The organism is Endozoicomonas numazuensis, from assembly GCF_000722635.1.
In the GTDB taxonomy this organism is placed as follows: Bacteria; Pseudomonadota; Gammaproteobacteria; order Pseudomonadales; family Endozoicomonadaceae; genus Endozoicomonas_A; species Endozoicomonas_A numazuensis.
Map to the genome: position 1 here is coordinate 150,020 of NZ_JOKH01000003.1, position 22,999 is coordinate 173,018.

Sequence of the window (22,999 nt, forward strand, 5' to 3'; positions counted from 1 at the left end):
GCGCTTGCCAGACACCCTACCATGCTGCCTTGATCTTATGTCGTTTGTTCCGCATTTCTGCAGGACAAATAGGAGACACTGTATGTCTGTTAGTCAATGTCCGATTATGCACCATACCGCTGGCGGTGGTACTTCCAACCAGGATTGGTGGCCCAACCGCTTGAAGCTGGATATTCTTCGACAGCATGGAGCTGCCTCAAACCCTATGGGTTCGCATTTTCGATATGCGGATGAATTCGGGACTCTGGATCTCAGGGCGGTAAAAGCTGACTTACGCACCTTGATGACAGACTCCCAATCCTGGTGGCCTGCCGACTTTGGTCATTATGGCCCTTTCTTTATTCGAATGGCCTGGCACAGTGCAGGTACCTATCGCACGATTGATGGCCGGGGTGGAGCCGGTACCGGCAACCAGCGTTTTGCCCCCGTCAATAGCTGGCCAGATAATACCAATCTTGATAAAGCGCGAAGATTACTCTGGCCCATCAAACAAAAATACGGCAAAAAACTGTCCTGGGCCGATCTGATCATTCTCACTGGCAATGTAGCGCTTGAATCCATGGGCTTTAAAACCTTTGGCTTTGCCGGAGGGCGTGTAGACATCTGGGAATCAGAAAAAGATATTTATTGGGGCAATGAAAACACCTGGCTGGGTGACGTACGATATTCGGGGGAACGCAATCTGGAAAACCCTCTCGCTGCTGTCCAGATGGGATTGATTTATGTTAACCCCGAGGGCCCCAACGGAAATCCTGACCCGGTAGCCGCTGCAGTAGATATAAGAGCCACTTTTGCCCGCATGGCTATGGATGATGAGGAAACGGTAGCCCTGATTGCTGGCGGTCATACTTTTGGTAAAACCCATGGAGCAGGCGACCCTGCCATGGTAGGCCCGGAACCCGAAGCCGCTGATATTACAGAACAGGGGTTAGGCTGGATAAGCAGTTACGGCAGCGGCAAAGCCGGTGATGCCATAACAGGGGGGCCAGAAGTCACCTGGACCAGCCAACCCACTCAGTGGAGTCACTTGTTTTTTGAAAATCTTTTTAAATACGAATGGGAACTGACCAAGAGCCCTGCCGGAGCTTATCAATGGATTGCCAAAGACAGTGATTCCAACATACCCGATGCCCATAACCCCGTAAAACGACATCAACCCACTATGCTGACCACAGATCTGTCGCTTCGGTTTGATCCTGCTTACGAACAGATATCCAGACACTTTTATGAAAATCCGGACCAGTTTGCAGACGCCTTTGCCCGTGCCTGGTTCAAACTGACACACAGGGATATGGGGCCTCGCGCACGGTATCTCGGCCCGGAAGTCCCCAAGGAAGTCATGATCTGGCAAGATCCTATTCCTGTAGTTGATCATGAACTGGTTAATAAAGTGGATCAGGTTGCTCTCAAAGAGCTCATTTTGAACACCCCTCTCTCTATCAGCGAATGGGTATCAACCGCCTGGGCTGCTGTCTCTACGTTCAGAGGATCTGACATGCGTGGTGGAGCCAATGGAGCTCGAATTCGTCTGGAGCCACAGAAAAGTTGGGCAGTAAACAGACCCGAACTCTTGTCTAAGGCCCTTGAACAGCTCGAAAGCATTCAACATCAGTTCAACCATTCACAACCGGGGAGTAAAAGGATTTCCCTTGCCGACTTGATTGTACTGGCAGGCTGCTCAGCGGTTGAGCAAGCTGCAAAAAATGCCGGATACAGTATTGATTTAGTGTTTACTCCGGGTCGGATGGACGCCTTACAGGAAGAGACCGATATTGAGAGCTTCCAACTGTTGGAACCGATGGCAGATGGCTTCAGAAACTACCAGAGCCAGACTGTGAATATTCCGGCCGAAATGCTTCTGATTGATAAAGCTCAACTGTTGACTTTGAGCATTCCTGAGATGACCGTCTTAATCGGAGGTATGCGCGTTCTAAACACCAACAGTGACCAGAGCCAACACGGTGTGTTCACCTCAAGACCAGAAACACTGACAAATGACTTTTTTATTAATCTGCTGGATATGGGCACCAAATGGAAAGCCACATCTGAGGACGAAAGTCTTTTTGAAGGATCTGATCGAAAAACCGGAGCTCTGATGTGGACAGCCACCCGGGTGGATCTTATTTTTGGCTCTAATTCTGAACTGCGAGCAGTGTCTGAAGTTTATGGTTCATCAGATGCTGGAGAGCAATTTGTCCATGATTTTGCAGCAGCCTGGGTAAAAGTCATGAACCTGGATCGGTTTGACCTCGCTAAATCCTGATTTTCACTGCTTATACAAAAAGCCGCCAGGATCAACTGGCGGCTTCATTTTTATGGACTGAGTAATACGTCAGTCTCAGACATTGGCTTTCCGGGTGACAGGAATAGCCTGGCCATTGTCTTCAGCAGAGATGCACGCTGTCGCTGTGAACACAACGTCGGTTGAACTGTTCAGAGCGGTTTCAGCTGAATCCTGAATAACACCGATGATAAAGCCAACCGCTACGACCTGCATAGCCACATCAGCAGAGATACCGAACAAGCTGCACGCAAGAGGGATCAGCAGCAAAGAACCACCTGCAACACCAGAAGCACCACAGGCAGAAACAGCAGCAATAACACTCAGAATCAAGGCGGTTGGCATATCAACCTGAATACCCAGTGTATTCACCGCCGCCAGAGTCATCACAGTAATAGTAATGGCAGCGCCAGCCATGTTGATGGTGGCCCCCAGAGGAATGGAGACAGAGTAAGTGTCTTCATGGAGGTTCAGCTTTTTGCACAGTTCCATGTTGACTGGAATATTGGCAGCAGAACTGCGGGTAAAGAAGGCTGTTACGCCGCTCTCACGCAGGCATTGGAAAATCAGAGGGTATGGATTGCGCTTGATCTTGGTAAACACAATCAACGGGTTCACCACCAGAGCAATAATCACCATGCAGCTGATCAGGATCATAAGCAGTTGCCCATACTCAGCCAGAGCAGAGAAGCCTGTCTGGGCCACTGTGTTAGCCACCAGACCAAAGATACCGAATGGCGCCAGCTGAATAATAAAGCGAACCACGTTGGATATCGCATCAGAAAGGTCATGAACAACACGTTTGGTGTTATCAGACGCCCGGTGCAGGGCCAGACCCAGAGCAACAGCCCAGGCCAGGATACCGATAAAGTTACCGGTCATCAGAGCTTCCACGGGATTTTGTACAATATTGAACAACAACGTGTTCAGTACTTCACCAATACCCTGAGGAGGTGTTGCACTGGCTTCATTGGTGACCAGTGTCAGGGTAATCGGGAACGCAAAACTCATGACAACGGCTGTCAGGGATGCCGCCAGCGTACCTACCAGGTAAAGGCCGATGACGGGCTTCATGTTGGTGTGCTGACCTTTTTTCTGGTTGGCAATAGAGGATGCCACCAGCACAAAAACCAGAATAGGCGCGACCGCCTTAAGGGCACCAACAAACAGAGAACCCAGCAGAGAAAATGAGAGGGCAGTATCTGGCGCGACTACCGCGAGGCCTGCACCCAGTGCAATACCAATGATAATTCTCAGCACCAGACTGGTACTGGCCATACGATCAAATAGAGATTGAGTTTCGCCCATACTATACCCACTTAATTTATAATGAAATTCATACCCCTTCTGATCATCAGGGAAAGGTAGAATTCCCAGCTCTTGGCTGTTTGTTCATTATTATTTCCATACCGTGCCCCTTGTCTTACCGACCCCCACACGATAGGGAAATCTCGAAATAAGGCGATCACTTTATAAGCAGTTCACACGAATCGAGTGCGCAAAACTAATGGATCACCCCTTCTATAGTATTGATATAAATCAACTTTTAGACCTTTTATCTATAGAGTAAGTTCACTCTCACTTTTCTGCCAGCCAGGCTAATGGTCATTTTTAGGGGGCATTCAAGCGCCTCCTCTGAGTTCAGCTGATATTTTTCCTAAAGGATAAAAATCAGTATTTCCAATTACTTATCGGCCTTCAGGGCTGTTTTTATTCTGTTTATAAATTGAACACAGGAATCAGGATAGAGAATCCCTGACGAGGAGTCACTGTGGATTAAACGGAAGAGAAAGCGTGAAACCCAATATTTCTGAAAATACTGGAGACTTATCTTCAGGTCGAACAGGTAAACATCACTATTCAGATGGGTAGAAATCAGTAGAAATCAGTAGAAATCAGTAGAAATCAATAGTTGCTATGCATACTTTTAAGGGACACTTCGTTAATTTTACTCTTAGGAACTGGTACAACATCATGGTGTTTGGCTGGTATTACCACTCAGGAAGGTTTGCAAGAACCGGTCAATAGATGACCTTCCAGCCAAGAACACAATTTTATCGGTTAGCCCGGAAAAAATAAAAAATACAACATGTTTTTCATAGGCGTACTGTTACCATTAATGCTGAAATAACAGGGTCAACTTCAAGGTGACTTTTATTGAAGAGTAAATAATTCAGATCTTCATTACTGTCATCTTGATGATTATTAACCTGGTACTGAAAACCTATGGACACAGTGGAGAGCAGTAGCCATGCAGTCTAAATATTTATTAGCCGGGTTAACCATTGGTTTCATTCTGGCAGGGTGTTCTTCTCAGAAAGGTCCAAAACAGCGGTCATTGTGTTCTGAAAGCTGGTACGAATATGTTGAGTCCAGAGTACCCACTGGAGATGGGATGGGTCATGGTCCTGATCTCGGCTCAATGGAATGGCGCTCAGTGGTAGAGTTCAAGTTGGGTTTAAGAGATCAGAACCTGTTGCCCGATCGATCAAACGACAGCTGGTGCACGTCTATTGATCAATTTTTGAAAGCCCATGACGAATAGATTGGTTATTGGGTGTATCGCCTGAACTGATCATTTCATCGTAGGTGGTAGACATCACCATATCCAGCTGATCTGACAGTTCCTTACCCAGTGTGTGCTTGGCCTCGAAAATACTATGAAAAATTTTGGGCTTTTCTTCTGAACCATCAGTGAGCCACTCTTTATCATTAATCCGGCATAAATAGATATCACCCTCAGCTGAAATCAACTCCAGATGAACCGGCGTTTGTCGCACGATTGCAGTCAATTTTTTCAAATTCATAACCTAACCTCACGAATGTTTTCTTAAAAACCACGACCCCTTGAACGGATTGTCCAGTGTTTGACTTCTGCCAGCAGGCTGCGCCTCTGGAATGTGGTGTGCAATCACATTCATTAGTCTAGAAGCTGAAACCGGGTCGACATCCAACATAACAACACTGCCGCCGTCATCCAGATGAGCCCGGAAAGGCTGGAGTCTGTAGTTGTCACTGGAAGCCCCAATCAGTCCCCCTAACCAGGTGGAATATCCGAGCACAACCAGGCAGGCAAATAAGGTAATCATTGAAGCGACCGGATACCCTTCCATAATCTCATAGACCGAAAGTCCAGCCAGTACTGTCAATATAATACCAACCAGAAACCCCCGCTCACCGGAATGAACCGTGTCGAACTCTTCGAGAAACGTTAAGTCATTCAAATGCTTTTTCTGGAGGGTTAAGTGGTCTTTGTGGGCAATATGGATTCGGTTATGAGCAACCCCTTCAGATTCAACCAGTTCATTAAATTTTTGGGCACAGGGCAAGTCAGGCAAGCGATAGAGAATTCTTATCATACGGAACATCCTTTTCCGGAGATTAAACCAAGTCGAAAACCTAATACTCAAACTTATACGCAAGTTCGTCGAGTTCGGATCACTCAGTCATTATCAGGGCTGTCAGACACACTTCTCTTTCACAAACTCTTTGAACGTCTGGTCAGCGAGAGACAGATAGCTGTTTTTTCGCCAGGCCATGACAATTTCGAGTTTGACTGGGTCTTCAAAAGGTACATAGCTGACTTGATGCTCACATTGAGCCACCAGCTTAAGCAGGGGAGAAACGGCATGATTGCCTTCAACAATTTTCAGTATCATGGGCAGAAGATTGGTCTCAACTGCAATTTTTGACTCTAATTGATACTTCTGACAAATTTCATCGGCCAGCTCACGGTGAAAATAGCCCTCTCGAAACATCACCAGATCTTCGCTGAAAAATTCCTTGAAAGAGATCGATGATTTTTTGCTAAACCGGTGTACCTGACTGACTACCGCCACCATTTCAGAGTTGAGCAGATGTTCTGTAGCTAAGGTATCAGGAACATTCCTGTTCACCACAACGCCCAGATCCAGGTCACCATTCACCAACATTTTTCGAATTGACTGAGTGCCTGCCTCAACCATTCGCAACTTAATATTCGGGTAACGGGTTTTAAAGGCCATCAGGATATCGGGAAAAAAGTATGAACCCATCATACCGGGCACCCCCAGCCTAACCTCCCCCTTCTCCAGACCTTTCAGCTCATCGATAGCCAGTCGGGCACTCTCTATTTGCTGCATGATTTGGTGGGCATGCTCCAATAGGACCTGCCCTTCATAAGTTAAAGAAACCTTCCGCTCTTGTCGGTGGAAAAGAGTAATGTCCAGCTCCTGCTCGAGTTTTTTAACGGCAATACTCAGTGCAGGCTGCGCAATATGCAGCTGCTCGGCAGCCCGGGTGAAGCTCAGGGTGTCAGCCACTGTCATAAAGTAACGGAGGTATCGAATATTCACCTGTCATATCTTTTATATATGGAAACTATATTTATTATATATTTTTTTTATTTCTTAAAAAATTTTATTCTAACACCTGTTTCAGGCCAAGCAGCAGTAATGACATGATCGATCTTGCCACCCCGACTTATCGTAAAGCTACCTTTGCTCTGGCGCTGGGATCTTTCCTGATATTCTGCAATCTGTACCTGTTTCAGCCCCTGATTCCACTGATGGCTGACCAGTTTTCCGTGTCGGTACTCAAAGCGAATGGGCTATTGGCTGCAAGCACTTCAGGGTTGGCTCTGACATTACTGCCCTGGGCCATTCTTTCTGAAAAGGTAGGACGATACCCTGTCATGATGATCAGCCTGGCTCTGGTGCCCCTGGCTGGACTGGGCATCCTTTTTTCGGACAGCCTGAGTATCATGATTTTTTCCCGGGCAATGCTGGGGGTGGCCCTGGCAGGCTTTGCTGCCGTTGCTGTGGCTTATATGGCAGAAGAGTTTACCCAAAGCGCTCTGATGATGGCGGTAGGCACCTATATCAGTGCCAACTCTCTGGGAGGTATCAGTGGACGAATTTTTGGAGGACTGGTTTCTGAACAGTGGAACTGGCAAACAGCAGTAATAGCCATGATCCTTTTCAGCCTGATCTGTGCTCTGATTGTTTATTCATTACTGCCCAAAGCCGTCCATTTTCAAAAAGCAGAGAATTTTAGTGTCAAAGGCGCCACTCGAAATATTGCCGAGCACTTACACACCCCCAAAATATTATTAGCTGTGATGATTGGCGGACTGAATTTTGCTCTGTTCGTCAATCTCTATACGGTGATGGGGCTCAGACTGATTGCCCCACCCTACTCCCTGCCCCTGGGCTGGACTTCATTAATTTTTCTCTGTTATCTAAGCGGCACCGTTTCTTCCCGGCTTAGTGGTCACTGGCGAAAACAACACACCACCACCCAAGGCATACTGATCGGGACGTTCATAAGTATGAGTGGGGTGTGGATAGCCAGTTTTCAGGACCTTGCGGCCATTATAATTGGACTGCTGCTGATCAGTTCAGGCGCTTTTTTTGTTCATTCTCTCGCTTATGGCTGGGTCAGCCATCAAGCAACCCGGGCTAAAGCTACCGCAACAGCACTGTATCTTGTTTCATATTATCTGGGAGGCAGCCTGGGAGGGTTTCTGCTCATCGCTTGTTGGGAGATAGCTGCCTGGTCTGGGGTATTAATAGGGTCAATAACACTCTATGGACTGATGTATTGGCTAGGTCTACGGTTGAGAAAACACGACTCTAAACATCAGACTCCGACAATAGCGACGCCCTGACGACTCATTCAACTCTGATCAAGGTCCTTTTATTTGCCGTTCAACGGCACCGAATCGGGGTAAATCAGCAATCATTTCTTTGTTGAGTGCCTCGATATCTCCCTTCAACTTTTCTCGATTCAGAGGAATGCTCTTTATTTGAGCTTTGATCTGTACTAATCCAGACCTGATCTCCTGATAACGCGGTGAATCTTTTTTATGTCTGGACAGTTCATCCTTCAGGTTATTGAGCTCTTCTTTTAACTCCGTCAAGGTGGCAATCATCTGATTTCTTTCAGTCGCCATACCTTGCATTTTTCCATCATATGACACTCGATCAATTAGCCCTTGAGGCATGGGCTTAAGATTCTGCCCCAACACCCAACGCTTCAAGTCACCATAGGTTTTTGATTTGAGTTTTCTGGCTGCATCGGCAAGCTTTTTCTTGAAAGATCGCGGCACTTTCTCTTGAAGAACTTCTTCAAAAGGCTGCATTACCTCAGTGCTCTCTGGCTCTTTCGTCTTGATGGAAGGCAGCGAAGATTGATCATCAGGACTTCTGTCGCCGGAACTTCAGGAAGCCCGCCGGGAATACCAGAGGGTATTGAAGCATCAAACTGAACCCCTCCCGACATAGCGTGCTCCCTTCATATACGTTTCTTCCTTATGATGAAGTAGGCATCTGCTCAAGCCATGTAATTTTAATAGTCAGTCCAAAAACAACCATCCATAAAAAAGCCACTGCCTGAAATCAGGAAGTGGCTATTACAACCATTAACAACTTACTTACCATAGCGTTCCTTCAGTACTTCAAACACGGCCCGAACACCAAAGGCCTCTCCACCTACCGGACGACCTGGCTGATTTCGGATATTCCAGGCCATAATGTCAAAATGAACCCAAGGGATATTCTTGCCAACAAATGCCTGCAAATAGAGGGCCGCAGTGATAGAGCCACCATACGGCTCCTTCGCACAGTTGGTCATATCAGCGATTTCGCTTTTGAGCATGTATTTGTAGCCCTTGTGCAAAGGCATGCGCCAGACTGGATCATCTGTTTTGTCGCCTGCCTGCATCAGCGCACAAGCCAGATCGGTATTATCAGTGTAAAAACCGCCTACTTCAGTACCCAGAGCAACACGACAGGCACCAGTTAAAGTGGCGAAGTCTACAATCATTTCCGGATTTTCAGTACTGGCTTCAGTCAGTGCTTCACACAACACCAGACGCCCCTCGGCATCGGTGTTATGAATCTCTACTGTCAAACCCTGACGGGTTTTAACCACATCGCCGGGACGCAAGGCATTGCCAGCAACGGCATTTTCAACGGCAGGAATCATCATTCTCAATCGAACAGGCAGATTGAAATCCATGATCAAACGAGCCAGACCAATAACATGAGCGGCACCGCCCATATCTTTCTTCATCAGGCGCATACCCGCTGCACCTTTCATATCCAGACCACCACTGTCAAAGCAGACACCCTTGCCCACCAGAGTAATCAACGGATGTTTCTCGTCACCCCAGGTCATATCAATCAGACGTGGAGCATGAGTACTGGCACGGCCTACTGCATGAATAGTGGGATAGTTCTGAGTCAGCAGTTCATCACCGACAATCTGCCCCACCTTGGCACCAAACTCTTCTGCCAGTTTTTCAACTGCATCGCCCAAGTGCTCTGGCATCATATCGCCCGCTGGTGTGTTCACCAGATCACGAACAATAGCGACTGCTTTAACGAACTTCTCTGCCTCTTCAACCTGAGCCTGACTCGGCAAAATCAGCCTTGGTCGCTCTTTTTCCTCTGCTTTTTTATAACGATCAAACTGATACGCTCCCAACCCCCAACTAAAGGCTGCAAGCTTTAACAGACTTTCGTCACCTTGTAATTTGTAGTCCCCGGCAGGCAGCTGGTTGACCAGGTCACCACAGATAAAGTGACTGGACAGTTCTTCAACACCTACAATCACCTGACTCATGACACCTTCTTCGCCAGGGATCAGACTGATACCTTTCCCTTTATAGTCAGTACAGGTCAGCCAATTCTGAAGAGGCTCTGGTTGCTCATCAAACCAGCGATCATAATTTGAAGTTTCCACCAGAGTCAGTGGAATACCATGGTCACCAGCCAGCAAATAGGAAAGCATAGATCTCTACCGTTTGGGAATGTAAGGGATTGAAAGAAGACAATATCGAAAGAAAGCACACAAAATAAGAGATTCGTTGCGCACTTTATGCTGTATCAAGAAGCAAGGGCAAACCGCAATATTGCCACTTGTCACTCATGCTACCAAAGCCTTAAAAGCCATGCCAGTAGACACTGGCCTATTAGGAATGATCAAAAGTAGAAACAGGGTTAAAGACAGACGGCATATATCGACCCAGGGCGAACTCTGCTTAAACTGCCAGAGACTATACCCATTGGATTTCAAGATGCTACTAGGCGACAAGTGAGCGAAGCCCTGTGAGCCTATAAGTAATAGGTAATCAGGGTGAGCGAACGCTGGCAACAACGTAGCATCTTGAAAGGCGATGGGTATATATGCATCAAAACTGACCCAAAGAAAAACAAGTGCAGTGTCGTATTAGGAGTAATCCCAAAATAACTTCCTTATTCAAATCTGCTCAAAATCCCTTGGGTTGAGCTTGTCGAAGCCCAATGCCAAAACCCTTCGACAAGCTCAGGGCGAACGGAGTCCGGGTGAAAATCGGGAAGTTATTTTGGGACAAATCCTTAGTGAGTATTCGGGGCAGATCCAACTCATGATGAATGGTATAGCAGGGTGGACTGAGATCTAAACCACGTCCTCTGGGAATAAGGAATTGAACTGCAACCTGACGACATAGGTCGCTATAACTTTCCTCTTTATGCATTCCCTTTAAACGTAAAAAAGGCAACACCCAAGGGTATTGCCTTTTCAGCTTCACATGATGCGAAACAAGTCAGCTACATTAGATGCAGCTTAGTCCTTACAGAGGACGAATATCTTCTGCCTGAGGACCTTTCTGGCCCTGAGTAACAGTAAATTCAACGCGCTGGCCTTCAGTCAGAGTCTTGAAGCCGTCGCCAGTGATCTGACGGAAATGGGCAAACACGTCAGGACCATTTTCCTGAGCGATGAAACCAAAACCTTTCTCTTCGTTGAACCACTTAACAGTACCGGTAGTAGTAGACATAATCATATCCTGATATTTTTCAATAAAAATTTGCCTTATTTGCCTTCGCTAACAAGACGATAGAGCTAGAAGTTTTGTTATCGCTTATGAAGAACATGACGAGCTACTACACTCGGAACACTTAATCTATACATAAAGAATCAAACGCACTTATAACGTGGTGCCCATTTTACATGGCTTCGAGCTGTTCTCAACGAGTATAAACCAATATTCGTCAGCGGCAATAGTATATTAGAAAGGATTTTCATCTGGAATTATCGTACAACCTGAGTATTTATACCGACAACCCCAAACCAACTCCCCTACTCCCACCATGCAGCACACCCATATCAGCCACCAGGCATTGTCTGGAAAGTTCTGCTAACCAAATTATGAAGCGGCTTTATAAAGAAAAACTCAATTAAAAGCAGAAGTACTTCTGACCCTTCAGCAAACTTGGGAAGAGAGAAAAACCCCGTAAACGAAAGTCTACGGGTTTTTCAATATTTGGCGCTGGGTGGGGAACTTATGAGGAACTTTATTGAGACCCCCATAAACCGAACATTAGTACCATACCGGATCGTGCCAGATATCACCGTAGCGGCTTGCCCACCCGCGTCACATGGTCAAAGGTATAAACATGTTCCACAGGGTTTTCATTACAGCGCCCCACTAGCCGACCGGGAAAATGCCAGCCGCCTTTACCTACCGTAACCTCTCCTGAGCATACCTGACAGTCTGCAATATAATGAACCAGGGCTATTTTTCGGTGGCTGTATTCACCCGCATCATTTTTTGTTGGCCGATATTCCCGGCACCACATAGGCTTCGATCCTATCCCGAGCGGCATTGCGCTCATCCACCTGGCTGTCGGTGTTGAACAGCAACACACTGACATTGTCGTCATCCGGCGCATCGGTCAGGATGATATGACTGCCCAGATAAGCGTCGTTATTATCGGTGCTGATGCCAATGTAAGCCTTGCGAAGAGCCACATCACCGATGGTTCTATCAATCCGTGAGATGTCCTGAAACAGGTTATTCACATTACCGTCGATCACCACATTGCCGGTAGCCCGGCCACCCCCGTCTTCTTCATCACTGAGACGCTGGCTTTCAAAGAGTTTCACATCATCGTTATTGATGGCCATCCATAGCTCCTCTGTTCATGATATAGCCTTCTACCTGTAGAAATCTGGTCATCTAGCCAGTAAGCTAATGGCCTGATAATTCCTTGTTTTTCCGGTGCAAGATTTTTTATCAAAGAGGCAAGAAGCCCTATTTAGTAGTCAATGGATGTATAAAAATGAACACCTTACCCAACACAACAAAAAACCAGATCCTGCACAAAATTGACAATATTGGAGCACTGACCGGCATTGGCGTGGTGCTGAACCGAGACGACTTTCCTGAAATCCTGCGCAAGCCTGCCTCGGAGATGTGTCAAGCAGCGGGTGATTACCGGGTCATTGATGTCACCACCAAATCATCTGTTGATATGACAAAAGTCTCCAGAGAAGCTGGGCTGGCTGCCATCAACTGTTCAGCGATGGTTGTAGCCACGCTGGTCACTTTTGGATCAGCCGCCACGTCTCCTTTTACCGGGGGTAGCAGTCTGGCGCTGACCTCCATAGGGTATGCGGCTACTGCTGCAACTGCAGGGAGTTGTGCTAACTCACTGATACGTACGTACAATGCGTTCGATAACCCGGATATGAACTCAGCCTGGGATAACTCACCTGCTTACCAAACATCCATGAAAGTCTTGGATGGAGTCTCTCTGGTTGGCGTTGGAGCTTCAGCTTTTGCGACGATAAGGGTTATGGGAATTTTGGGGAAGGCAGGCATCAGCCTGAGATCAGCCAGTAAAAAAGTTTTAAACCGGCAGGAAAGATTACGACTGACTCGCGAAATCCATAAAGCCAACCGTCCCCATGCTACCCAGGGTGAAATCAAAGCATTGCTGCGCTCCCAAACATTACCCAGACGAATGAGTCCTCAAGTGTTGTCTGCTGGTGCCGTACTGACCTTACGAGACTCCATTGCCGCCAGCTTGTCTTTCCTGTCCAGCGCTTTGGATGGCCATGTTCGAAATACAACGATTTACTTGATCAGAGGGATGGATTAAGAATGTTGGGAAGTTTGTCCTACACCTTTCTAGTTATGGCCTTAACCTGGAGTTTGGTACCCATTTTTAATCTACTGGAACTCAAACCATTGACTGTACTTGCCATAGCTTTGAGCATTCCAATACCTACCCTGTTTCTGACCATCAAAGCAGTCAGAGGCAAAAAATGGTCATTAACCGCCATAGCCCTGTCAGCAGTTATGGCCACTTCTCATCTCACTAAAGAGCTGCCTATAGGTATCTACCTCTGGCTAGTCGGTCTGACTTTCAGTGGCATTGCCTTTTATTGTCATGTTCGATTGATTGACCGGGGGTTAAAACAGCAAATTGAGGAGTCCCTGCTTTCTGAAAAGAAATAATCATTCAACGGTCAGCAGTCTGACAATCAGGCTGTATTGATAGTCGTCACCCGGATAGGCATAAGGCAAAATCTGCTGGGCTTCGATAGGGGCTCCCGAGCTGCGATCAAAAATCACTGAGTATTGCCTTAAGTCGGGAAGGGTCAGGGTCATGATCTTGTTGGCAATCTGGCTCAATGCAAGCAGGTTGACTACCACGGATCGAGATACCCAGGCGACTTCTTCACCACCATTCAGCTCAATAGGTCGCCCGAAACGTTTACTTTGCTCCTGAATCAGCAGGCCTCCGGTCAGGCTACGATCCTGGCTTTGTTCCACCGGATTCCAGTCAAACTCATTGATCCATAACAAATCATCAGGCAGTGTGATGCTATCCAGTGTCATCGTGCGGACCTCATTCCCGCATTTTTCAATGCTTCCAGCAGCCGCCTTTCGTCCCCAGCTTTAACTCCGACATCTACTTGACCTCCCGGATATTCGAGGCGAATGACCTTATCAGGAGTGGCCCTTGTTCGGGCTGCAGACCCTTGTGTCGGTTGGCGCGAGGGTTGAGTATGCAAGTTTTCCTGGCGTGTCTTTTCTTCTCTTTCTCTCCTGGCCGCTTCCTGCTCCTGCTGTTTACGTCTGGATTTGGTTTCTGCGTAGATAGACTGGTTCAGGCTCAACGCTTTTTTCAGATTGCTGATGGATGCGTTATCGCCCTGCTGTTTAGCTATGGCTAGCTGAGATTCCAGCTCCTGTTTCCGGGCTTCAAACCGACGACGGTCAATATCGTCTTGCTTGCCTTGCAGACGATCCAGTTCATCCTGCAATCCTTCCAGGGTACCCTGAGTGCTGTTGGCCAGGCGTTCCATACTCGCTTCAGCTTGATCAATAGCACTGTTCAGTCGATCCAAATCTTGCTGGTTAAGCAGGTTCATGGACTCTGATGCGGCCTTTCCCTGTCTGGCCAGAGTCTCTGCCGAAATGGAGCCGTCTTGATAACCTTGCACCAGTTCTTCCAGGGCGATTTTCTGCTCATAGAATTCCGCTTTTACGGCAGCGGCATGGGTAGCGGTATTCTGCATCCACCGACCCAGGCCAGTGACATCTGCTCCTACATTGGCACTCTGTAACTGGTGCAGCTCTTCGGTGGTCTCTGCCAATGCGGCCTTGAGCTGCCCAACTTCGCCCAGAGTGTCGGTAGTGTCGATTTGAGTCGCTCCCTGCAAGGCCAGAAAGGTGTCTTCTGCTTGGGCACTCAACCCATAGAGCTCGGAGGTGATGTTGTTATAGAAGCCCACTAGACCATTGAGTGTGCCGGATGCACGTTCAGCCCCTTGTGCTTGTTTATCTCCAGCCTCGTCGACGGCATCACCCAGAGTCCTGGCTGCATCAGCGGCAGCCTGGGCACCGTCTTCCAGCTCAGCCAGTTTCTGTCGACTGGCTTCCAGGGCTTCGTTGTATTGCTCCTGAGTCAGTGTCCCCTCAGCAAAAGCCTGGGACAGTTGCACGGCCAGGTCTGCCAGTTCGGTGCGTGCCTCTGCGGTGTTGATCTGCCTGAGGGCATCAGCGGCATCGGTGAAGGCGTTTTTGGCGGTCTGGGCTGACTGGACATAGACGGAGTTCAGTTTGACCACATCCTGCTCGACGGACTCTGTCGTTTTCTGGCTCTCGTTGCGGATGGCTTGTTGGGTCGTTTGACTGGATTGAAGAATTGCATCACTCAGACTTTGCCAGGTACTGTTAATGTCCTGCACATCCTCCTTTACAGCTTCCTTAAAGCCTGCTGAAACGGCCTTTAGTGACTCACTGAAGGACTGGAGTTTCTGGGCCGACTCTGTCGCACCAAACACATTAAACAGACTGCCCAGCCCCTGCGAAACGGAAGAGAGCACCTGACTGAAAACCAGACCAAAGGCTTTCACCGCTAGGGTAAAACCATTAAAGAACAACTGGACAGTATTACCGGTCAAAGTAAATGTATTGTTAAGGCTGGCCAGGGTTGAGGCGATACGCTGGCTGGCAGACTGAATGCTGGTCACCACACTTTCAAATGTCAGCCCGGTGAAGTTGGCCTTGATGGCCTCACCCATTTGCACAAAGGCATCGCTGATGGACTGTGCCAATCGAGACAGACGACCATCTTCAGACATAACACTGACCTGGTCTGAAATACCCTTCAGCTGATCCTTGGCGTAAGACAGAGCGCCACTCTGGGCGATTTCATCAAGGAAGTTCTTCCAGCTGTCTTTCAGGTTGCTGACATAACCCGACAGTAACGACATATTCTCAGCAGCGGCACCGGCTGAACTCTTGCCAATTTCATCAATCAGCAAGGCAATGGTATCCCGACCCAGCTTGCCTGCGCTCGACAGCTTCTGCAGTTCCTGAACATTTTTCCCAGTGGCTTTTTCCAACAGTTCCCAAACCGGAACGCCTCGCTCTACAAGCTGCAGAATCTCTTCACCCTGCAACTTCTGCTTGGCCCAGGCCTGTCCCACCGCCAGTGAAATACCATTCAGGCGCTCCATACCACCACCCAGCTTGGAAGCTTGGTCCACCATGGCCTGCATACTGCCGTCCATAGGATCAAGACCGAACGCCTTCAGTCGTACAAATGCCTCTGCCACCTGTTCCAGCTGGTAAGGGGTCTCACGGGTAAACTGCTTGATCCATTGAATAGCTCGTTCACCTTCAGCCACTGAGCCCATTACGGCATTGAGCTGAACTCTCAAGCGTTCAAACTGATCACCCGTCCCCAACAGTCCCTGAATTGCCCGTTTGACTGTATACAATCCAACACTGGCCGCCACCAGAGTCCCCAATCGCTGAGACAAACGACTCATACTGCCTGATGTCCGATCAGCATCTCGAGCCAGCTGCCGGAAGCCGATGCGTTTAAATGAACGAGCAGAGGTTTTCGCCCTGGCATCCACTTTCTGCAATGCGGAAGCTGTCTCTTTCAGCTCCTTTTGCAGTCGCTGCTGCTGGGCAGAGAGGTTACGATTGGAAAGACCTGCCTGCTCCAAACTACTGCGTAATCCGGCTAGCTTCTGGCGCTGAGACTGATAAGCCCGACTGGCCGACACCACGGATTTGCGAGCTGACTCCAGTGAGCGTTGAAGAGACCGGGAGGGTTTCTCAGCCTGTTGAAATTCCCGAGCCAGCTTCTCAACCCTGGCTTCTGCTTCCCGGTAGGCTTTGCCTGTATCTCGAACGGCTGCTGTCTGTTTTTGAAAAGACGACAGTAATCGATCTTGTTTCTGTAAATCAGACAGTTTCTGTTTTAGGATTTGGGCTTCTTTACGGAGGGATTCAAGGGAAGTAGCTGACTGGAGGACGGTTTTGGATAGGGTGTCTTTGGCTTTTAGTACCAGCTTCAAAGCCATATCACGCATAGCTGACATACTGTCCTCCTAAATTCTTCTAACTCATTAACTTCTACTTCTGATGCGAGATTGCCTTTGACTCTCAGTTACACTTAGAATCACGGTGTCTTTTTATCGATAAAAAATCACTGCTGTCCGGTTAAACATATCCAAGCTCCAGCTTTCCCTGATTCTGGAGCAAGCTGCCCCCGCTTTTCTCCGGAGGATCACTGAATAACTCCAGAAGAGAACGACGACCGGTCAGATTAAGACTGATTCTCCTGGCTATTTGCTGTAACGACAGCTGGCAGCGTGTTGTGATCTGGGCCAGGCGTAGTAGAAGGTAGGCAATCATTGCTGTCAGAACCTGAATTTTCACTGCGTTCTCACTTCTGCCAATGAACCGCTTAATCTTCAGATTCTGTTTAATCCACTTGAAGAACAGTTCAATCTGCCAGCGAGATTTGTACAGGGCAGCAATTTCAACCGCTGTTCTCTTCAGGTCATTACTGATAAATACCAGTACTTTGCCGTCTTCCTCACGGTGAATTTTGACTCGTCTTAGGTAGGTTGGACAGTCTTTACGGCCTTTGTCAGAAGAAAGCCTGATGATTTGATCTTCAAGGATAAAGTTTTCCTTCGTTGCACGAGTTTCAATGACTTCGTAGACCGCAGAGCTCTTCATTCTGCCAACGAAAAGAGTACCCTGGCAGGTCATCTCGTAATACCAGCTGTAGTCATCATAGGCCCGGTCAAAAACATAGGTAACACCCGCCATAATGGGCAGGTTCTGAGCGGCTTTACGATCATTCACTTTGGCGCTGGTCAGTTCGAAGAAGGTCGGTGTATCTGCCTCCGGGTCATAAACCGTGTGCAGCTTTATGCCGCCCTTGGTTTTCCTGAAATGAGCCCATTCAAACTGGTTTACATTCAAGTCGATGGTTGTGGAGTCAATCAGACGTACCATGTCACTGGCCGCTCCCCGTGGCAGATGGCTTCTGACCTTTTGCAGCAGAAAGAAAAAAGTCTCTGAGAAAATGCTGGCGGACCGATGACTGTTGGCGTCCGACAGTGAAGAGCGCTTTATGCGAGAGACGCCCAAATGGTAATGGTGGCTGTGGCAGGTGTTGAAGTTCTCAACTAAATCCCGAATCGAGACCCGACTGGCCAGTTGAGCAAACATCATGGCGACCAGCTGAGTCCAGCATGACAGAGTTCTGATCCGATGATCACCATTGTGACGGTCAACCACCTTCTGGAATTGGTGGCGGGGAATGACTTTGAGCAACTGTTGGAAAACGCTGTTATGATGCTTCATGCCTGTCTCTCTTGGTCTGTGAAATAGCTGTCTCGACAACTTCTATTTTACTGTAAACCAACAGGGACAGGCACTTCCCAGTTATTCCGGATTTTTAACCGGACAGCAGTGATAAAAAATAAACAGAATGACGATTTTTCGTGCACAGGAGGTGTCGAGTGGCCGTGCCAGTCAATGAAAAACGGTATTATCAAAAAGACAGGGTCGAGCATTCCATTGATCGTTTTGCTTCTACAAAAAATCCAACACCTGCTGACCTGATCGCAGTATCTGTAACTGCACAGGTTGAACTCGGTATCGATCGATATCGCATAGGCGCAGATGAAATGACACGAAAAGAACTTAGGAATGAGCAGCATGAATCATCCAGGCTGGCAGGTCATCTAGAGGATACGGGCGATTCGAAGCCACATCCCAAATGCCATGCTCATGCCATTGTTTCTGGAGCACATAAAGACGCCGCTCCAATGCGTGCTGTATTAGCCCACCTTAAAATGCGTATCGATGACAGCTACAATGGCTGCTGGCTTCCAGAAAACACCAGCGCTCTTACTTATATGCCAAAGCGGCTCAAACAGGCTGTTCCTCACAGTAGAATTCACAGATTTAACTATTATTTCTGGCTGGGAACATTGATCAATACCAGCAAAACAAAAAGCCAGGATGACTTGAAGTACACTCTGAAAACTATCGAACTCAGGCTACAGGCTGGGTCACAGCCAACCTATGTTATGCTGCGTAAAGGTGAGGGTTTACCTGAATGATCTATCGAATCCACCCTGAAGTTAAACAGTTTCAACGCTTCACTCTTGATGCTGACGAAGTAGAAGACAAACTTGGGGAAGATTGTCTGATCTATATGGACAGCCAGCCGACCCAATATAAGCAATTATGGCAACCCATTCATATAGAATTTTATCGCTCTGTTTCCAGCAAGACAGACAACCCTGTTCCAGATATCTCCTGTGATCAGCTTGGCAAACTTTATCTAAGTCAGAAAGCCTATAATCAGCTATTTACTTTGTTACAAGACCATGGTGAGTTTTTACCTGTAGAACATGAGGATGGAACAAAAGCTTACCTGTTCAACCCACTGGTCCTTGCTGAAGATTTACAAGCTATTGATCAAGAGAAAACTTGCTTCAATGAATGGGACGAATTGGAGAAAATTGCCTTTATTCAGGCAGCTTTGAAGGAGACTCCCATCTTCCGCACAGAAGTAGACTGTTTTCAGGGTATTTACTGTCAAGAGTCCTTCAAGCAAGTAATAGAAAACAATGAACTTCGGGGAATATTATTCAGTACTGACTTAAGTAACAGACCTCTTGAATAATTCCCTTCATTGAGCCAAATCCAGCTGCATAAACGAACTCAGCCCATTCCCTGAAATCGACGTATCCGCCAGCACATCCACCTGCAAGGGAATGCTGGCGAAGTCATCGGAGATAAAACCCAGGTTCTGTACCGGTGAGAACTTCACCCGGTGAACCCGGATATTGAAGGGCAAACCTTCCTGAGCATCGTTTAACCCTTCCATAAACAGGACAAATTCACGCCCGGATTCTACCAGCGCCTGTACCATGTTGGCCTTGAGTGGTGTGTAGCTGACCTTGAGACCCTGGTCGTCGATGCCACCACCTTCTGACACTTTGATGCCTGATTTCATCAGCTCGTAATCATCACCTTGAACCAAAATCGTATCCAGACTGTCTTTGATAGTGATGGTTTGATTGAGGTCCGGCAGACGTTTAAAGGGAATCAATTCATCGGTGACACCGTGACTTACCAGTACTTCATCCACAACCGGCGTGGTGGTCGCTGCAGTCACATTGCCCCTCAGCGCTAATGAGATATTACTGGCAGTGAAGTCATGAGCCACCAGACTGGCGGTAATACCCGACACCCGACTGATGACATTGCGATTGCCACCACCGCCCAGATAGTTCTTCAGCTCCTTGCGGTCTTCTTCAAAGCTGAAGTTGAATTCACTGACATTACCAATGGGCAGTAACGGTGCCGATTTATTATAGGGTTGGATATGGATACTGCCTGCGCCGATAAAGCTGCGGTCGATGGTGGACATGGGAATCTCCTTCCTTGAGGTTTCGATTAAAAGACGGCTTCAATGGTCAGTGCCGTATCTGAAAAAGACAGGTGACCGTTATTAGGGGCAATATCAAACTGAGTTTCGTTCAGAGTTACTTTCCGGACTTCTGCCGTCAGTCGGTTGTCAGGACTCAGGGTTTTACGAAGCGCACTGGACAGTTCAATCAGCTTGTACGTCGTCTGCTCATCCGTTCGAATCACAACACTGAGATTACACTGCAACTGGTATTTGGCTTTAAGCCCCTGACGGGAGTCTTCCTGGATGGATTCCAGCTGCACCAGCAGAGCCGGTAGTGTCAGGTCTTTTTCCAGTCCGGTGGCCCCATAACCCAGCAGCACGTTGTCTATAACAGACTTCAGTCTTTCAACCAGCGTTTGTACAATCCGGGCTTCAGGACTAGATATTGAATGCCTCGTTCCATAAAAAGTTCAATTCCTGTTGCATTAATGTGGTAAACCGCTCCAGCAACAGCGGTTTCAGTTTTTCCAGAACTTTAATAGCATTGTGAAGCATAGGCAGGGCTTGTTTTTCCAATGGCAGCCCCATCCACATCATGCGACCCGACTTTTTTGAGCGCTGGTATTGGTGCTGCCAGTTGTCTTTTCGGCGGAAGACCATAGGTCTGGGGGCATTCACCGGTTGCATCAGAAACGCCCCTTTCCAGAAGTGTTTGCCAGTTTTAACGCCCGATGTCGTTTGTCTGGGTTGACCCAGGTAGTGAGCCGGTAGATCACTGGCTCCGATCCAGACCACCAGGCTATAACCCTCACTGCCCCGCTCTCCCGGTTTAAGAAGACTGACTTTTACCCGACCCAATGCCTTCAGTGTTTTCTGGGTGATACCCTGTTGCCGCGCCAGCGCTCGCAGGGTGTGTCGTTCGGCAAAACGCGACAGCTTTTTCAACGCACGTCGAGTAGCCCGATCGACCTTTTCAGGTGAGTTTTGGAAAGCTGTGATCAGCCCTCCAATACGGTCATCCAGTTCAAGATCCAGCTTCATGGAGGTTCCACCAGATCATGTGACCGTCACTTTTCAGCTTTCGATCAACGGTCCATTGTTGCCCATCCGATGAGACCCGCTCACCTCTTTTAAGCGGTGTTTCTGACGCAAGGGCCAACACAGTCACTTCCTGTAGCACCTGTTCATACTGTCCGGTCGGGATCAGCTCTCTGGATAATACGCCTGTGGTTTCCAGTTCGCTGTCGTCTGAACGTAAGATCAACACCGACTGACCAAAGGTAGCCAGCACTTGCCGGTTCAATGCCTTCAGCTCATCTTGCATTTGATTACCGCCCGGGGCTTAAGGCAAATCGGCAACGGGTTGGACTGGGTATGCACTTGTACGCCTTTGTCGAAATCGATGATTTTCTGCTTGGCATAACGGGGCAGACCGATGGTGTTGACGGTCTCGATAAAGTCCGCCGGGGCAAACCAGGTGCGGAAGATGCCGGTGCCCTCCGGGATCACATAAGCTTCATCCGGCTGAATAAAAGGCAAATCACCTACCTGTCCCCGGTACTCTTCCCAGTCGATATCACCGAACCGGAATCCGGCCTTGGGGTCGTTGCGCAGCAGGGCACTGTCCTGATAGCGGTGGTAGGCATCTTTCACATAATCGTGCCCAACCAGACCGTCATAAAAGTCGGCACCACAAAGCCCCCTTAATCCTGTATAGGGTTGCGCCCCCAGTGCTTTGTCTACCTTCCTGCGAAGAGCAACACACTCCAGCCGGACATCGGTCTCGGCCACACTGAATTTGAAGGTATGAGTCTGCTGGGTCACCCCGAACTCCTGAAACAGGTCGTAAATGACACTGGAGCCATCGGCATCCAGAATCTGTCCCTTGATCGCTCCCAACCTCAGATGCTCCAGTGTGACTTCATGATTGGCGTTCATATCCGACAGCCGCTGATTAACAACGGTACGCACACCTTCCAGAGCACTCTCCGAGCCAAAGGCCCGCACATTACGCACCTCATCCGCAATAATGGTGGAGTCATAAGGAATATGAGGAATGACAAAACTGCGGACCTTGCGTTTACGGCCTTTGGCTTGCGGTGCCGGTGCCCCCCGTTCAGAGGTCGGCAGCAGAATCAACTCACCATTTCTGGATTCCACAATCGCTGTCGTGGTGTTGATACCGTTTTCGCTAAACAAGCCCAACTCCCCGATACGACCCGGCTTATAGGGTAAATCATTGAGCGTGGCGGTCAGACTGGTGAGACTGAAAGCATCGTTGTTAAAGATATCCAGCAAGTTCATCCCTGTTCTCCTTTCCTGAGAATAATATCCAGTGACGCCAGCTCACTCACCGCTGTCGCCTGTTGCTCATCCGTTACACCTTCCGGCCAAATCAACAGATCCTGATGCACCTCCGCCAGACGGGCAATGATGACACCTTCGCCTCCCGTAGCATCGGTGCTGACATGATCCCAGAGCACTCCAACCGCCATTTGCAGACCGGTGTCTGCATCAGGGTCCAGCGGTCCATAAACATCCGTGGATGTATTCTTGCCTAACACTGAGCCAGGCAGAAGCTTCAGATCCGGGGCCAGCTCAACCAACTCCCGACTGATGCTGTTGTTTCCTTCGGACACAATAAATTCGCCAGTGTGCACCGGCTCTGTCATGACAGGCATGGTTTCAGTTCCTTTGAGAGAGATAGAATCAAACG

Annotated in this window: 25 protein-coding genes; 7 read left to right on the forward strand and 18 right to left on the reverse strand. The window is 48.3% G+C overall.

The annotated features are described in order from the left end of the window. Window positions 1-82: 82 nt before the first annotated feature. Complete coding sequence (gene katG / locus GZ78_RS13465) at window positions 83-2,263, forward strand: catalase/peroxidase HPI (protein WP_034836988.1); 2,181 nt, start codon at window positions 83-85, stop codon at window positions 2,261-2,263. A gap of 75 nt (window positions 2,264-2,338) precedes the next feature. On the opposite strand, the gene sstT is transcribed toward katG, so the two are convergent. Then, window positions 2,339-3,589: a serine/threonine transporter SstT gene (gene sstT / locus GZ78_RS13470; RefSeq protein ID WP_034836990.1), complete on the reverse strand. Its 1,251-nt coding sequence runs from the start codon at window positions 3,587-3,589 to the stop codon at window positions 2,339-2,341. A 943-nt stretch (window positions 3,590-4,532) separates the two neighbouring features. Between sstT and GZ78_RS13475 the strand changes: the two genes are divergently transcribed. After that, window positions 4,533-4,826: a hypothetical protein gene (locus tag GZ78_RS13475; RefSeq protein WP_034836993.1), complete on the forward strand. Its 294-nt coding sequence runs from the start codon at window positions 4,533-4,535 to the stop codon at window positions 4,824-4,826. On the opposite strand, the gene GZ78_RS13480 is transcribed toward GZ78_RS13475, so the two are convergent. The 3 genes from GZ78_RS13480 to GZ78_RS13490 form a co-directional block, all read right to left on the reverse strand. Continuing rightward, on the reverse strand, window positions 4,792-5,088 hold the full coding sequence (locus GZ78_RS13480) for a DUF6482 family protein (RefSeq protein ID WP_034836996.1): 297 nt from the start codon (window positions 5,086-5,088) through the stop codon (window positions 4,792-4,794). The two genes, GZ78_RS13475 and GZ78_RS13480, sit on opposite strands and share 35 nt — an antisense overlap. 9 nt (window positions 5,089-5,097) lie before the next feature. Further along, entirely contained in the window at window positions 5,098-5,640 is a 543-nt protein-coding gene (locus tag GZ78_RS13485; RefSeq protein WP_034836999.1) for a hypothetical protein, read from the reverse strand. A 102-nt stretch (window positions 5,641-5,742) separates the two neighbouring features. After that, window positions 5,743-6,615, reverse strand: coding sequence for a LysR family transcriptional regulator (locus GZ78_RS13490; RefSeq protein WP_034837002.1), 873 nt, complete (start codon window positions 6,613-6,615; stop codon window positions 5,743-5,745). Between the two features lie 104 nt (window positions 6,616-6,719). On the opposite strand from GZ78_RS13490, the gene GZ78_RS13495 reads away from it, so the two are divergent. Then, on the forward strand, window positions 6,720-7,928 hold the full coding sequence (locus GZ78_RS13495; protein WP_034837005.1) for an MFS transporter: 1,209 nt from the start codon (window positions 6,720-6,722) through the stop codon (window positions 7,926-7,928). Between the two features lie 18 nt (window positions 7,929-7,946). On the opposite strand, the gene GZ78_RS13500 is transcribed toward GZ78_RS13495, so the two are convergent. The 5 genes from GZ78_RS13500 to GZ78_RS13515 form a co-directional block, all read right to left on the reverse strand. Further along, complete coding sequence (locus GZ78_RS13500; protein WP_034837007.1) at window positions 7,947-8,402, reverse strand: hypothetical protein; 456 nt, start codon at window positions 8,400-8,402, stop codon at window positions 7,947-7,949. Beyond that, on the reverse strand, window positions 8,402-8,542 hold the full coding sequence (locus GZ78_RS29490) for a hypothetical protein (RefSeq protein ID WP_161787379.1): 141 nt from the start codon (window positions 8,540-8,542) through the stop codon (window positions 8,402-8,404). Before GZ78_RS29490 ends, GZ78_RS13500 begins: the two co-directional genes overlap by 1 nt. A gap of 147 nt (window positions 8,543-8,689) precedes the next feature. Next, window positions 8,690-10,054: a leucyl aminopeptidase family protein gene (locus GZ78_RS13505; RefSeq protein WP_034837010.1), complete on the reverse strand. Its 1,365-nt coding sequence runs from the start codon at window positions 10,052-10,054 to the stop codon at window positions 8,690-8,692. A gap of 823 nt (window positions 10,055-10,877) precedes the next feature. Beyond that, window positions 10,878-11,084, reverse strand: coding sequence for a transcription antiterminator/RNA stability regulator CspE (gene cspE / locus GZ78_RS13510; RefSeq protein WP_034837013.1), 207 nt, complete (start codon window positions 11,082-11,084; stop codon window positions 10,878-10,880). A gap of 767 nt (window positions 11,085-11,851) precedes the next feature. Then, window positions 11,852-12,214: a hypothetical protein gene (locus GZ78_RS13515; protein ID WP_034837016.1), complete on the reverse strand. Its 363-nt coding sequence runs from the start codon at window positions 12,212-12,214 to the stop codon at window positions 11,852-11,854. A 155-nt stretch (window positions 12,215-12,369) separates the two neighbouring features. Between GZ78_RS13515 and GZ78_RS27515 the strand changes: the two genes are divergently transcribed. After that, entirely contained in the window at window positions 12,370-13,191 is an 822-nt protein-coding gene (locus GZ78_RS27515; protein WP_051786171.1) for a hypothetical protein, read from the forward strand. A 2-nt stretch (window positions 13,192-13,193) separates the two neighbouring features. Then, window positions 13,194-13,550 carry a hypothetical protein gene (locus GZ78_RS13525; protein WP_034837019.1) on the forward strand — a complete coding sequence of 119 codons (357 nt, stop codon included), beginning with the start codon at window positions 13,194-13,196 and terminating at the stop codon, window positions 13,548-13,550. Here the strand turns inward: GZ78_RS13525 and GZ78_RS13530 are convergent, their stop codons facing one another. From GZ78_RS13530 to GZ78_RS13540, 3 genes are all read right to left on the reverse strand, one after another. Continuing rightward, window positions 13,551-13,934 carry a hypothetical protein gene (locus tag GZ78_RS13530; RefSeq protein ID WP_034837023.1) on the reverse strand — a complete coding sequence of 128 codons (384 nt, stop codon included), beginning with the start codon at window positions 13,932-13,934 and terminating at the stop codon, window positions 13,551-13,553. After that, window positions 13,931-16,939 carry a tape measure protein gene (locus GZ78_RS27520; RefSeq protein WP_081869854.1) on the reverse strand — a complete coding sequence of 1,003 codons (3,009 nt, stop codon included), beginning with the start codon at window positions 16,937-16,939 and terminating at the stop codon, window positions 13,931-13,933. Before GZ78_RS27520 ends, GZ78_RS13530 begins: the two co-directional genes overlap by 4 nt. A gap of 121 nt (window positions 16,940-17,060) precedes the next feature. Then, window positions 17,061-18,218: an IS4 family transposase gene (locus GZ78_RS13540; RefSeq protein ID WP_034837026.1), complete on the reverse strand. Its 1,158-nt coding sequence runs from the start codon at window positions 18,216-18,218 to the stop codon at window positions 17,061-17,063. 158 nt (window positions 18,219-18,376) lie between these two features. Here GZ78_RS13540 and GZ78_RS27525 point away from each other — a divergent pair, with 158 nt between their 5' ends. Continuing rightward, window positions 18,377-18,982: an AHH domain-containing protein gene (locus GZ78_RS27525; protein ID WP_051786173.1), complete on the forward strand. Its 606-nt coding sequence runs from the start codon at window positions 18,377-18,379 to the stop codon at window positions 18,980-18,982. Then, window positions 18,979-19,551 carry a hypothetical protein gene (locus GZ78_RS13550; RefSeq protein ID WP_034837028.1) on the forward strand — a complete coding sequence of 191 codons (573 nt, stop codon included), beginning with the start codon at window positions 18,979-18,981 and terminating at the stop codon, window positions 19,549-19,551. Before GZ78_RS27525 ends, GZ78_RS13550 begins: the two co-directional genes overlap by 4 nt. A gap of 6 nt (window positions 19,552-19,557) precedes the next feature. Here GZ78_RS13550 and GZ78_RS13555 read toward each other — a convergent pair whose 3' ends face one another. From GZ78_RS13555 to GZ78_RS13580, 6 genes are read right to left on the reverse strand one after another with little or no spacing between them, the layout of a single operon-like run. Beyond that, complete coding sequence (locus GZ78_RS13555) at window positions 19,558-20,301, reverse strand: phage tail tube protein (RefSeq protein WP_034837031.1); 744 nt, start codon at window positions 20,299-20,301, stop codon at window positions 19,558-19,560. A 26-nt stretch (window positions 20,302-20,327) separates the two neighbouring features. Then, window positions 20,328-20,663, reverse strand: a complete 336-nt coding sequence (locus tag GZ78_RS13560; protein WP_034837034.1) for a hypothetical protein — start codon at window positions 20,661-20,663, stop codon at window positions 20,328-20,330. Window positions 20,664-20,721: 58 nt separating this feature from the next. After that, on the reverse strand, window positions 20,722-21,324 hold the full coding sequence (locus tag GZ78_RS13565; protein ID WP_034837037.1) for a hypothetical protein: 603 nt from the start codon (window positions 21,322-21,324) through the stop codon (window positions 20,722-20,724). Beyond that, window positions 21,308-21,607 carry a hypothetical protein gene (locus GZ78_RS13570; protein ID WP_034837040.1) on the reverse strand — a complete coding sequence of 100 codons (300 nt, stop codon included), beginning with the start codon at window positions 21,605-21,607 and terminating at the stop codon, window positions 21,308-21,310. The genes GZ78_RS13565 and GZ78_RS13570 overlap by 17 nt, the downstream gene beginning before the upstream one ends. Beyond that, window positions 21,592-22,587, reverse strand: a complete 996-nt coding sequence (locus GZ78_RS13575) for a major capsid protein (protein WP_034837042.1) — start codon at window positions 22,585-22,587, stop codon at window positions 21,592-21,594. The genes GZ78_RS13570 and GZ78_RS13575 overlap by 16 nt, the downstream gene beginning before the upstream one ends. Next, a complete protein-coding gene (locus tag GZ78_RS13580; protein WP_034837045.1) occupies window positions 22,584-22,964 on the reverse strand; it encodes a head decoration protein in 381 nt (126 codons plus the stop codon). The genes GZ78_RS13575 and GZ78_RS13580 overlap by 4 nt, the downstream gene beginning before the upstream one ends. Window positions 22,965-22,999: the final 35 nt, after the last annotated feature.